Source organism: Alteromonas antoniana (genome assembly GCF_019249295.1).
Classification (GTDB): Bacteria; Pseudomonadota; Gammaproteobacteria; order Enterobacterales; family Alteromonadaceae; genus Alteromonas; species Alteromonas antoniana.
On sequence record NZ_JAESDH010000019.1, the window covers coordinates 92,095 to 104,343 of the forward strand.

The window sequence follows — 12,249 nt, forward strand, 5'->3', positions numbered from 1 at the left end:
GCGCCTGTTCTTGTTATTCCTATCCGGTAGACTTTACCAGCCTCGCATAATAGAAACCATCCATTTGTTGCTCGCCTGGCAGGATTTGCCAGCCTGGCGCGTCTTCAGTCTCACCTTCCTTCAGAGGTTGCCACACCGCGTCCGGGTGACGTGACAGAAATTGTGCGACCTGCTCACTGTTTTCCGCAGGTAGTATTGAGCAGGTTGCGTATACCAGCGTGCCGCCAGGTTTGAGTACTGTCCACATCGCATCAAATATTTTTGCCTGCAGCTGCGTTAGCGCCTCGATATCCGCTGGTTTACGCAACCAACGAATGTCCGGGTGGCGACGTATTACGCCGGTGGCAGAGCAGGGGGCATCCAGCAATATACGGTCAAAGTAGGAACCATCCCACCACGTGTCGGGCTCGGAAGCGTCCGCGCAAAGCACTGTAGGGTTATGATCCAGTCGCGCCATGTTTTCCTTTACGCGGGCTAACCGACTGTCATCCGCATCCAGCGCTACGCACTGCGCAAGATCGCTGCATTGCTCAATAATGTGTCCGGTTTTTCCGCCCGGCGCGGCGCAGCAGTCCAGAATACGCTCACCTGGCTGTGCTGAAAGAAACGGTGCTGCCAGTTGGGCCGCGCCATCCTGCACGGCAAACCAGCCCTGACTAAAACCAGGTAGCGCGGTAACCTCATGCCGTTTAGTGAGAATAACCGCATCAGGGTGAGTGTCCGGGCAGGTGTAGCTGACATTCAGTGCATCCAGAGACTCGCAAAATGCAGCCAGTGTGGTTTTGTGTCGGTTAACACGAAGCCATAAAGGAGCAGGCTGATTGCTGTTATGCAGAATATCGGCTGCATGATCCGGGTAGTGCTGATGAATAAGTTTGAACAGCCATTTTGGCATGCCGCTTTGAATAACCGGATCCTCAATGGGTTTGGATGCCAGTTCCTGGCGGGTGAAGTTGCGTAAAATCGCGTTCACCAGGCCCTTAAGTTTTATCCCACCGAGATACGAGGCCGCATTAACCGTTTCGCCTACCGCAGCATGTTCTGATACCCGGGTAAATGTAAGCTGATACAGACCCAGCATAATCAAATGCTCGATGGCTTTTTTGTCGCCTTTCAGCGGACGGTCAAGCAGTGTTCGCAGCCACGATTGCAACAGTGGAACCTGTCGTAATACCCCAAGCGACATCTCCTGGATCCAGGCATTGTCTTTGGCGTTGTGCCGTCGCTGAACTCTTGCCAGAACGTCTCTGGATGAACGGCCTTGCTCAAGGATTTGATAAATCACCCACGCACAATCTGCGCGCAGGTTTTTTTGTTTCGGTAAGGGAATGGACTTCATCGTGGATAATCGGGATCAAGCAGCTTACCGGGAGAGAACCATGCGCCTCTTGCGTTCATCACGTCGGCAGCAGACATCGCTTTTTTACCGGGAATTTGTAGTTTGTCGATAGACAATGCGCCGTCTCCGGTAGCAATGACAATGCCCTTTTTATCAGCACGAATAACGGTGCCTGGCGCTTCTTTTGAATCTTCAGCAAGTACGGTGGCTTGCCAGATTTTGAGGTTATTGCCTTCTGCAACGGTCCAGGCCACCGGCCACGGGTTAAAAGCGCGAACATTTCGCTCAAGCTGAGTGGCGGGGAGTTGCCAGTCCATACGCGCTTCGTCTTTAGACAGCTTCCTGGCATAGCTTGCCTGGGAATCATCCTGTTTTTCAGGCGTGAAAGAGGAAAGATTGTTTACCACATTGGTTAACGCAACAGGGCCAAGCTCCGCGAGCTTGTCGTACAGCGACGCGCTGGTATCGTCACGGGTAATGGGTAGCCTGGCAATATCCAGCATGTCGCCGGTATCCAGCCCTTCGTCCATTTGCATGATTGTCACGCCGGTTTCACTATCACCCGCCCAGACAGCACGTTGAATCGGTGCTGCACCACGCCATTTAGGCAGAATAGAACCATGCACATTGATGCAGCCCAGTCGGGGAGTCGCTAATACGGCTTTGGGCAAAAGCAGTCCGTAAGCAACGACAACCATCAAATCAGCATTAAAACCGGCAAGCTCAGCCTGCGCAGTTTCCTCTTTCAGCGAAGGCGGCTGCATTACAGGAAGATTGTGTTCTTCAGCCAGCACTTTCACCGCACTTGGCGTTAGCTTTTTGCCGCGACCGGCGGGGCGGTCAGGCTGTGTATATACAGCCACAATGTCATGCCCGGAAGCGATCAGGGCATCAAGATGTTTCGCCGCAAAGTCCGGCGTGCCGGCAAAAACAATTCGCAATTTTTCAGTCACTCTCAGGCCTTATGCTCGTGCCGCCAGGCGCGCTTCTTTTTCCAGTTTTTTGCGGATACGCTGTCGCTTAAGCGGCGACAGGTAATCGACGAACAACTTACCTTTCAGGTGATCTAATTCGTGCTGGATACAAATCGCCAGCAAGCCATCGGCTTCCAGCTCAAAAGGCTGACCTTCAGCGTCCAGCGCCTTCACCGTAATAGATTCTGCACGCTCGACTTTTGCATAATTTCCGGGCACCGACAGGCAGCCTTCTTCGCTTATCGTACTGCCTTCCTTTGAGGTGATTTCCGGATTAATGAAAACGCGGGGCGTGTCCTGATCTTCAGACACATCCATTACCACAACCTGGAGGTGTCGGTTAACCTGCGTAGCTGCCAGACCAATGCCGTTCTCTTCCTTCATGGTTTCGAACATATCGGCAACCAGTTGCTTGATTTCATCATCTACAGACTCAACCGGCTTCGCTACGGTGCGAAGTCGCTCGTCGGGAAAACTTAATACTTCTAATATTGCCATCTGTCGTTTGCTATACCTTTCACTTGTATAAATAAATATACGATCTAACTGTCAGCACTATTTACTGTGCGTTTTGAGCTACTATTCTAACGTAAATAGACCCTTTACGCGCAGTTTTTTCCGTTACACTGAATAAGATCGCCTGTTTGCCGATATAGTATCAGCTGAACGAAAATTCAACAGTAGTCTGAATTAGCGCCATTCGAAACAGAAGGTGAGAAACGTTGAGAAAATTCACTTTAAAAACCCTGCTGGCAGTATTGCTGGCGCTGCCGGCGATGGTATCGCTTGCGGTAACGCTGAAAAATGATGCGCCCGAAACTTATACCGTCAAAAAGAACGATACGCTTTGGGATATCGCCAGTTTGTATCTGGATAAGCCCTGGCTATGGCCGGAGTTATGGCGTAACAATACCCAAATCGTAAATCCGCATCTTATTTATCCGGGGGATGTGCTGCGCATTCGTATGGTTGACGGCAAACCGGTGATGGAAGTTGTCAGAGACAAAAAGCGTATGACGCTGTCGCCTGAAATGGTCAAAGAGAACAAACCTTCCCCCATTGGCATGCTGCCCTGGTCTGCCATTGCGATTTATGTGAATCAGAACGAAATTATCAGCGAAGACGATTACGACATGTTGCCATATCTGCTGGGTAATCAGTCTGCATCTCTCAACTTTGTCACAGATGATGTGGTATTGAGCCGACGCTACGGCCGTCCCGACGATCAGTATCGCGTCGTTCGCAAGCAGTCTACTATTCGTGACACAGAAGGCGAGGTGCTGGGCATTCAAATTCACCATGTGGCCGATGCCACCATGCTGGAAGAGTCGGCGGGAGCACAGTGGTTAGTCAAAGTTGACGACTCAAACTTCGAAGCCCGGCGTGGCGACCGGCTATTCTCAGGCGAGTTCACCGATGCGCAGGATATGGTTTTACAGGCTGCAACCGACCAGCGCGGCCATGTAATAGGCAATCTTCATCAGCACAACTTGTTGGGTAAGCATGATGTGGTCATCGTAGATTTAGGCAGTAGTGACATTGCTCCTGGAACGGTGATGGGGTTATACGCTCAGGGGCCTGACATTATCGATGGTGAGAAGCCGCGTTACGCCAATGAAAGTAATGTTGTAAGAAGCGTGTTTAACGATGGCAGCACTGTTCAGCAGCCGGCGCTCAAAGTGGGCGAAGTCATAATATTTAAAACATTTGATAAAGCGAGTTACGGCATCATTACCCGTACCAATGGGGTAGTGAAAGACGGTTTTATTGTCGCAAAACCGTAATCGGAGTGCCGTACTCAATCAGGGTACGGCATGATGACAAGTCATACATTATCGCCAGCGCAGTCCGCCTGGCTTTTTTTATCTTCAAATTCTAAAGTACAGCCCGCACAGTGGACGACAGCGCTATCCCATTACGGCGTAACTGCCGAACAACTAGCTGCTCTGGCCGGTGCGCCTGACGTACGGAATCAGTTGGAACCTGTGCTGACTGAGGCGTTGCAGCAATGTAACGATACCTTAATCAAACGCACTGACGCATGGCTTCGCCAGTCAGAAATGCATCATATCGTCACGCCGGGTGACAGCGACTATCCGGCATTATTCAGCACGCTGACCCATCAACCGCTAGCACTGTTTGTGAATGGCAATCCACAGCAACTCCTCAAGCCGCACCTGGCCATCGTTGGCAGTCGGCGGGCCACGCATACGGGAAAAGAGACTGCATATAATTTGGCACGGGCATTAAGCGAAAGCGGGATAAGTGTGGTCAGTGGTTTGGCACAGGGCATCGACAGTGCTGCACACAGGGGCGCGCTGTGTGGGGAAGGAAACACGATCGCCTTTGTTGGCACGGGTCCCGATAGTATTTACCCGGCCCAGAACCGTGCACTGCATAACGATATTATTGCTAATAATGGTTGCGTGATAAGTGAGTATCCTCCCGGTACGCCACCGCGTCGTTATCACTTTCCCCGTAGAAACCGGTTGATTGCTGCCATGGCAATGGGGGTATTAGTCGTAGAGGCAAAAATTAAGAGCGGCACCTTGATAACTGCAAATTTGGCCGCAGATATGGGCACAGACGTTTTTGCTGTACCGGGTAACATTACTAACCCCATGTCTGAAGGTTGCCACTGGCTGATTCAGCAAGGTGCGAAGCTGGTAACTTGTGTAAAAGACATTCTTGACGAATTTCCTGCACTGGAGCCCGCCCCGGTATTGAGCGAACAAAACCGCAGTCAAAAAAGTGAAGCGAATCGCTTGGCAACCGATAAATTATTAGATAGTGTGGACTTCGACGTCACACCTGTAGACGTTATAGCCGAACGCAGCACCTTGCCAGTATCAGCAGTAATGGCAGCATTACTAGAATACGAGTTGCGTGGTTTGGTAGCCGCCGTCCCAGGGGGTTACGTTAAATTGAGGGGGAAATAACATGTTCGACATCCTCATGTATCTGTTTGAGAACTTCATTCATAGTGAAACTGAAATCCGGGTTGATCAGGACGAGCTGACTGATGAACTGGTGCGCGCCGGTTTTCACCATGATGAAATCTACAAAGCGCTGGCGTGGCTGGAAAAGCTGGCGGCTTTGCAGGAAACAGATATCAAACCTTACTTTTGCAAGGGCTTTAGCTCCAGCTTAAGCCGGATTTACACGCATGAAGAAGAGATGCGCCTTGACGTCGAATGTCGGGGTTTTCTGCTGTTTCTGGAACAGGTTGGTGTGCTCGATGCGTCGACCCGTGAGATGGTCATCGACAGAGTCATGGAAATTGATTCCAAAGAATTCTGTCTGGAGGATCTCAAGTGGGTGGTGCTGATGGTGCTGTTCAACGTGCCGGGAAAAGAAAATGCGTATGCGCAAATGGAAGATTTGTTATTTGAAGAGTCAGATGGCGTATTACACTAAGTTCACGCTGCGCCAGCTTAGCTGGCGCTGACTATGTCAAAAATAGATCATTCCCTGTTCAGCGCGCATGAGCATGCGTTAGAGCACGCGTTAGGCGAATGCCCGGAATGTGGCAAGCCGCTCCAGATCCGTAATAGCAAAGCCGGCCCCTTCGTTGGGTGTACCGGTTATCCTGACTGTCACTTTAGTAAACCACTTCACGATACCCAGACAACCGTATTAAAAGTCATGGACGGCAGCCATTGTCCCCAGTGTGATTCACCGATGGCGCTGAAAAAAGGCCGCTACGGAATGTTTATAGGTTGCACACGTTTTCCTGATTGTCATCACATCGAGCCGATTAAACAGCAGGAAGATACCAAAGTGACCTGTCCGAAATGTCGCAAGGGACATTTGATTGAGCGTACAAATAAATACGGCAAACGGTTTTTTTCCTGTAATGATTATCCTAAATGTCGATATGTGCTAAATTTCCCGCCAGTACAGGCACAATGTCCTGAATGTGGCTGGGGGGTGCTGATTGACAAAAAAGGTCAGAAGCAGTGTCCGCAACCCACTTGTGGTTATAAAGAAGTAACTTAGAGTTCCCATTCTCATGCAAGAACAATCTACACATTCTGACAATACCAATGATCCGGTTGTAGACGCTTTTAATGCGGGCTCACTGATTGTTTACCCTACCGAAGCGGTAATGGGAATAGGCTGTGATCCCGATAACGAGGACGCGGTAAACCAATTGCTCGCACTGAAGCAGCGCCCTGTCGAAAAAGGCGTCATTCTTATCGCGGCTACCTATTCACAGTTGCTGCCCTATGTGAATGACGATGCTATTGGTCTTGACAGACGCACAGAGATTTTTTCAAGCTGGCCCGGGCATATCACCTGGGTGCTGCCAAAGGCAAAAGCAACGCCGACCTGGCTTAGCGGCGAACACGACAGTATTGCGGTCAGAGTGACATCACACCCGGTAGTATGCGAGCTTTGCCATAAACTGGGTAAACCGTTAGTTTCTACCAGCGCGAACCTTAGCGGCCAGCCGCCTGCCATGTCAGTAGATGACGCAAAGGCAGTATTTGGCGACAGCGTGTATTACGTAGAGGGACCGTTAGGCGGACGCGATAAACCCAGTGTTATTAAAGATGGCGCTACCGGACAAATTATCAGGGGATAACCCATGACCTCACCAACCACAGACCTCACTGAGCTTGACACCACCGTGGCCATTGAACAGGTAAAAATGTACCTGTTGGCGTTGCAGGATAGTATTTGCCAGACACTGGAACTGGTTGACGGCAAAGGTCACTTTGTTGAAGACGCCTGGGAAAGGGAAGCCGGCGGTGGTGGCCGCTCGCGGGTGTTAAAAAATGGCGCAGTAATAGAGCAGGGGGGAGTGAACTTTTCCCATGTGCATGGAGACGCTATGCCGGCGTCAGCAACGGCTTCTCGCCCCGAGTTAGCAGGAAGAAGCTTTCAGGCCATGGGCGTATCGCTGGTTATTCATCCGCACAATCCCTATGTGCCAACTTCACACGCTAATGTTCGCTTCTTTATCGCAGAGAAACCGGGTGAAAAACCCATCTGGTGGTTCGGAGGTGGTTTCGACCTGACCCCGTTCTATCCGTTCAAAGACGACGTTGTGCACTGGCATGAAGTTGCTAAAAAAATCTGCGCACCATATGGCGACAGCGTTTATCCAACTTATAAAAAGTGGTGCGATGACTACTTTTTCCTCAAACACCGAAATGAAACCCGTGGTGTCGGTGGCTTGTTTTTCGATGATCTGAACGAATGGGGTTTCGAGCAAAGTTTTGCGTTTATGCAGGCTGTCGGTAATGGCTTCCTCGATGCGTACGTTCCCATAGTGGAACGCAGGAAAAATACGGATTTTACGCAGCGTGAGCGGGATTTTCAGCTTTATCGTCGCGGACGCTACGTCGAGTTTAATCTGGTATATGATCGGGGCACATTATTTGGCTTGCAGACCGGTGGCCGGACAGAGTCTATACTGATGTCGATGCCGCCATTGGCACGATGGGAATACAACTATACGCCTACGCCGGGAAGCGCAGAAGAAAAGCTGGCTGGATGGCTTCAGCCTGCTGACTGGTAAGCATACAACTACAGCGCTGACATCGTCAGCGCTGTAGGCTGGCGGCACCAGGCTTCGAGCCATATTCACTGGCACTGTCGTTCAGGTACCCGCTCCCCGGGGGAGAGTAGACTGCCCCGGCTTATCCGGGCGACGTTACATCTTGTTTTCTCCTTTCTTCCGTAATATTACTTCTCGTCTGCTTTGAAACCCGTCACAGTGTACCGTTAGCTTCAGTGTCTGGTTACGAAAAGCACTGTCTCCAAGGCAGCAGAATTGACCTGGATCAAACGGTTAAGGTGCTGCGCTACCACGTGTTTTTAACCTTGTTTTAGATCAATGTTTTCACGCCGCTCCGGGATTAGAGTTGCCTCATCAACGAAAACCGGGAAACACACCATGAAAAAATCTATTATCACCAGCTGCGTAGCTGCAGCCCTTCTCAGCACAACCGCATTTGCTCATCAGGCAGGCGATATTATCGTTCGGGGTGGACTGACTACCGTTGCACCAGACGAGTCTACGTCTAACATCGTCGTAGGCGGAGGCGACCTGGGTGTCGATCTTGCTATCGATAACAATACGCAACTGGGTCTGAATCTGGCTTACTTCATAACCGACCAGATCAACATTGAGTTACTGGCGGCAACCCCATTCAAACATGATGTTGACTTTGGTGTTGTGGATCCGCTGGGTACCGGCAACCAACTGGGCGAGGTTACTCATCTGCCTCCTACAGTCACTGTTAACTATTACTTTAACGACGCGTCCTCGGCGTTCCAGCCATACGTCGGTGCTGGCGTAAACTACACGTTTATTTTTGACGAAGAGTTCACCGGCGCGAATGAAGAAGCAGGGCTTGCGGATTTGTCGCTGGATAATTCATTTGGTTTGTCAGCGCAGGTGGGGATGGATTACATGCTTGACAAAAACTGGCATATCAATGCATCAGTTCGCTGGATTGATATTGATACAGAAGCCTCTTTCAATCTGTCAGGAACAGAGGGAAGCGTTGGCGATATCGAAATCGATCCCTGGGTTTACACCGTGTCGGTAGGTTACACATTTTAATGGCCTGATTGCCTGTCTTGCAGTTTGCACTACTGCTTTTTGGCCCTCATGACTGAGGGCCATTTTTATCTGCCGCGTTAACCATATGGTCTGCCAGCGCATCCAATGCGTTCAATAGCTTCTCCGCAAGTTGCACATCCGTAACCGTCTCATACATTGCTTTTCTCATGCAGTACATCCATTGTGCTTTAAGCGTTGGGGTGACCGTAAATGGCAAGTGTCGGGCCCGAAGTCTTGGGTGTCCACGCTCTTTTTCATAATGATTCGGGCCGCCCAGCCACATCATCAAATACAGATAGAACACATGCCGGATGCGTTCCAGAGGTAGCGGATGAATTGCGTACAGGTCTGCTACCATGGGATCTGAACTCATGATATCGTAGAATCTGTTTGCCAGTTGGCGAACTGCTGGTTCTCCACCGATGGCGTCGAAGGGGGTGGCCGGCTTTTTCAAACGCGCTGCCGAGTTCGATTCTCGTTTAAAGAAGTTTAAGAGGCCCATGAAGAAATTCGCTGTTTTTGGTAATCCAATAGCTCATAGTGTATCACCGACTATTCACCAAATGTTTGCCAAAAACTGCGGGGAAACTATTAGCTATGAAAAGGTTTTGGTGCCGCTGGATGACTTTGAGCAGGCATTATCGAGCTTCTTTTCTGATCCTATGGCAATGGGTTGCAATGTAACGGTACCGTTCAAGCAACAGGCGTTTGAGCTGGCCTCCGATAATTCGTCGGCAGCAAGAGCTGCGCAAGCGGTTAATACGCTTTTCAAAGACGGTAGTGGCGATATTCACGGTTACAATACCGATGGCATGGGATTGGTTCGCGATCTTATCGCTCATGGTACCGAGCTAAAAGATAAGCGTATATTGCTTATCGGTGCTGGTGGGGCTGCACGCGGCGCGATTATGCCTCTGATTGATGAAAGTCCGGCTTCTATCGCAGTGTTTAACCGCACACGCTCCAAAGCACAGGAGATGGTGGACACGCTGTCTCATGATCGTCTTGCGGTGATAGACAAACACAACCTGAACGACTTCGCTGCAGATATTGTCATTAATTCAACGTCTGCCAGCCTGAGTAATACATTACCCGATGGCGTTAGCCCGCAATTATTCACGCATTGCGAACTTGCCTACGATATGGCGTACGGGAAGAGCCGGACCGTATTCATGGGATACGCGCAGCAACATGGTGCCAGAAAGCAACTGGATGGACTGGGTATGCTGGTGGAGCAGGCCGCCGCGGCGTTCACTATCTGGACAGACAAATCTCCTGACACGGCCCCAGTTATACAATTCTTACGGGACAATGTCTGATACAACAGCACGGTCTGGCGTTACTAACACTCTTTACTGATTCCCCTAAAATGAAAAGAAGGTCAAGTGAAAGCGAAGCCAGAGAGCCTGTTACAAGATAAACAGAGGAAAACGGCCTTTGTTTGACGTATACCGCTGTTCTTACTGACCTGGTACGTGTTTGCCATCTTCTCCAGCGCGATCTTTGTTACTTACTTTTCCTCTTCTGCTAAGTAGTCGTTCTTTAACTCAACATAATTCACCGCTGACTGGGCAAGAAAGGCCATTTCCTTATCATTGAGCCGACGTCTCTTTGTCATTGGATTTCCAACATATAAAAAGCCACTTTCTAATGTCTTATTGGGAGGTACCAGTGTGCCTGCACCAATGAAAACATCATCCTCTACAGTCACGTTATCCATTATCACAGCACCCATTCCGACCAGAATGCGGTTGCCGAGCTTGCAGCCGTGCAGCATACACTGATGCCCTATCGTGACATCGTCACCGATAATCAGCGGGTAGCCGTCAGGTAGCCCCGGTGTTTTTCGGGTAACGTGCAACACCGTGCCGTCCTGTACGTTGGTTCTTTTACCAATAGTAATAGTATTTACGTCACCTCTCGCGGCCACCAGAGGCCATATACTTGAATCATCGTTAATGGTGACATCACCGGCAATGACTGCTGACGCATCTATATAACACCGCTCACCTGTTTGAGGAGTAAATCCTTTATAGCTACGAATAGGCATAACTGCTCCTTTCTGGATTCTGACTGTGAGTACAGGTTACGCGAAAATCAGAGTCAGTTACATTGAGACTCGTTGAAATGTGCAGTGATAAATTCAGATAACAGAACATGGAAATCAACCCCAATGTCGAAGTGTTATCAGCGATTTGGTCCTGAACTCGATAAGGGGAAGGCTCATAGAAAAGGGCGGGTGCTGCTTGTGCGAACTTGCTCCCCGCAACAGCGTTGAAGATTGCTTTGCCGGTTAGCTATAAATCATCAATAAAAGCCATGGATAGAAGAGGGGTGACCAGTAGGGATGAATAATCAACATATTGAGTGCTTTGATAAACTAGTCTACTTCTTGGGAATACCGTCAGGCCTGTTGGTCAAGTTATTAAGAAGTACCGGAGCCAATTCCCATTCTTGGATTGAAACCGTCCTTGGCAGTTATCCCAGCTGTATCTTCGTACTGGGAGGCGCGGTCATCATTAAGCGCCTTCGCGACCGACTTACCTGTAAAGCACTGACAACCTTCATTGCTGGGGCGGTTACTTATGAATGGAGTCAGCGCTATATAAAGGGGGTATTCGACGTGTCTGATTGCATCGGCATAGGGATAGCATCACTCACCATGTATGGGTTATTACATGTTGGCTACGGTAAATCGTCCCACAATATCGATGAAAAAGCCCTCAATATGAACAGCAACTAATCAATCAAACGCAATATGACACTTTTTTTAAAATAAGTGTTGACGCTGAAACTAAAATCTCTAAAATGCGCCTCCGCTTCGACGGGAAAGTTAAACAACTGACCAGAAAAGCTAGTCACTACTAACTTATTAAGTCAATAGTGGCGAGAGTTCCAAGAAAATGCTTTCAAAAATAAAATTGAGAAAGTGGTTGACTTAGAATTCAGGTTGCGTAGAATGCGCGCCTCGCTTCAAGGAGATGCATAAGCAACAACTTGAAGGGTTTTCAGCAAGACGCTTTAGAAAATAACTTTCAAAAAGATGTTGACACTGAAAACGAAACGCGTAGAATGCGCGTCCCGCTTCAGGGGAAACCACTGAAGCAAAGGCTGATTCACTAAGGTGGCTCAGCAAGACCAAAAGAAATTTTGCGAGCAAAATGTTTTTTGGTCAAACGTTCTTTAACAATTTATAACAAGACAATCTGTGTGGGCACTCGTTAAGAGTGTCAGCAACGACGATTCATATTTTGTTGGTTTTTTTAAAACTAACATTTCGATTTTAATTGAAGAGTTTGATCATGGCTCAGATTGAACGCTGGCGGCAGGCCTAACACATGCAAGTCGAACGGTAACAG

At 49.3% G+C, this 12,249-nt stretch carries 14 protein-coding genes and 1 rRNA gene; 10 read left to right on the forward strand and 5 right to left on the reverse strand.

The window, feature by feature from the left end; genetic code table 11:
• Positions 1–19: 19 nt before the first annotated feature.
• The 3 genes from rsmB to def are packed head-to-tail and all read right to left on the reverse strand — an operon-like array spanning position 20 to position 2,811.
• Positions 20–1,339 (reverse strand): 16S rRNA (cytosine(967)-C(5))-methyltransferase RsmB, encoded by a 1,320-nt coding sequence (gene rsmB, locus JKP77_RS15835; protein ID WP_218312131.1) that lies wholly within the window; start codon positions 1,337–1,339, stop codon positions 20–22.
• Positions 1,336–2,292 (reverse strand): methionyl-tRNA formyltransferase, encoded by a 957-nt coding sequence (gene fmt, locus JKP77_RS15840; RefSeq protein ID WP_218312132.1) that lies wholly within the window; start codon positions 2,290–2,292, stop codon positions 1,336–1,338. The genes rsmB and fmt overlap by 4 nt, the downstream gene beginning before the upstream one ends.
• Before the next feature lie 9 nt (positions 2,293–2,301).
• On the reverse strand, positions 2,302–2,811 hold the full coding sequence (gene def, locus JKP77_RS15845; protein WP_218312133.1) for a peptide deformylase: 510 nt from the start codon (positions 2,809–2,811) through the stop codon (positions 2,302–2,304).
• A gap of 224 nt (positions 2,812–3,035) precedes the next feature.
• Here def and JKP77_RS15850 point away from each other — a divergent pair, with 224 nt between their 5' ends.
• The 7 genes from JKP77_RS15850 (at position 3,036) to JKP77_RS15880 (ending at position 8,890) form a co-directional block, all read left to right on the forward strand.
• Positions 3,036–4,097 (forward strand): LysM peptidoglycan-binding domain-containing protein, encoded by a 1,062-nt coding sequence (locus tag JKP77_RS15850; RefSeq protein WP_246601234.1) that lies wholly within the window; start codon positions 3,036–3,038, stop codon positions 4,095–4,097.
• Positions 4,098–4,127: 30 nt separating this feature from the next.
• Complete coding sequence (gene dprA / locus JKP77_RS15855) at positions 4,128–5,252, forward strand: DNA-processing protein DprA (protein WP_246601235.1); 1,125 nt, start codon at positions 4,128–4,130, stop codon at positions 5,250–5,252.
• Position 5,253: 1 nt separating this feature from the next.
• The gene (locus JKP77_RS15860) at positions 5,254–5,730 is read left to right on the forward strand and encodes a DUF494 family protein (protein ID WP_218312134.1); all 477 of its coding nucleotides are present in this window, start codon (positions 5,254–5,256) and stop codon (positions 5,728–5,730) included.
• Positions 5,731–5,763: 33 nt separating this feature from the next.
• The gene (locus tag JKP77_RS15865; RefSeq protein ID WP_218312135.1) at positions 5,764–6,312 is read left to right on the forward strand and encodes a DNA topoisomerase family protein; all 549 of its coding nucleotides are present in this window, start codon (positions 5,764–5,766) and stop codon (positions 6,310–6,312) included.
• Between the two features lie 13 nt (positions 6,313–6,325).
• A complete protein-coding gene (gene tsaC / locus JKP77_RS15870) occupies positions 6,326–6,901 on the forward strand; it encodes an L-threonylcarbamoyladenylate synthase type 1 TsaC (protein WP_218312136.1) in 576 nt (191 codons plus the stop codon).
• 3 nt (positions 6,902–6,904) lie between these two features.
• Positions 6,905–7,840 (forward strand): oxygen-dependent coproporphyrinogen oxidase, encoded by a 936-nt coding sequence (gene hemF, locus JKP77_RS15875; protein ID WP_218312137.1) that lies wholly within the window; start codon positions 6,905–6,907, stop codon positions 7,838–7,840.
• 378 nt (positions 7,841–8,218) lie between these two features.
• Positions 8,219–8,890, forward strand: a complete 672-nt coding sequence (locus JKP77_RS15880) for an OmpW family outer membrane protein (protein WP_218312138.1) — start codon at positions 8,219–8,221, stop codon at positions 8,888–8,890.
• A gap of 46 nt (positions 8,891–8,936) precedes the next feature.
• Here the strand turns inward: JKP77_RS15880 and JKP77_RS15885 are convergent, their stop codons facing one another.
• Entirely contained in the window at positions 8,937–9,392 is a 456-nt protein-coding gene (locus tag JKP77_RS15885; protein WP_218312139.1) for a group II truncated hemoglobin, read from the reverse strand.
• Here JKP77_RS15885 and aroE point away from each other — a divergent pair.
• Entirely contained in the window at positions 9,391–10,209 is an 819-nt protein-coding gene (aroE, locus tag JKP77_RS15890) for a shikimate dehydrogenase (protein WP_218312140.1), read from the forward strand. The genes JKP77_RS15885 and aroE overlap by 2 nt on opposite strands.
• Positions 10,210–10,400: 191 nt before the next feature.
• Here aroE and JKP77_RS15895 read toward each other — a convergent pair whose 3' ends face one another.
• A complete protein-coding gene (locus JKP77_RS15895; protein WP_218312141.1) occupies positions 10,401–10,940 on the reverse strand; it encodes a gamma carbonic anhydrase family protein in 540 nt (179 codons plus the stop codon).
• Positions 10,941–11,237: 297 nt separating this feature from the next.
• On the opposite strand from JKP77_RS15895, the gene JKP77_RS15900 reads away from it, so the two are divergent.
• Positions 11,238–11,633, forward strand: a complete 396-nt coding sequence (locus JKP77_RS15900; RefSeq protein ID WP_218312142.1) for a hypothetical protein — start codon at positions 11,238–11,240, stop codon at positions 11,631–11,633.
• 541 nt (positions 11,634–12,174) lie between these two features.
• Positions 12,175–12,249, forward strand: a 16S ribosomal RNA gene (locus tag JKP77_RS15905); the annotation flags it as partial.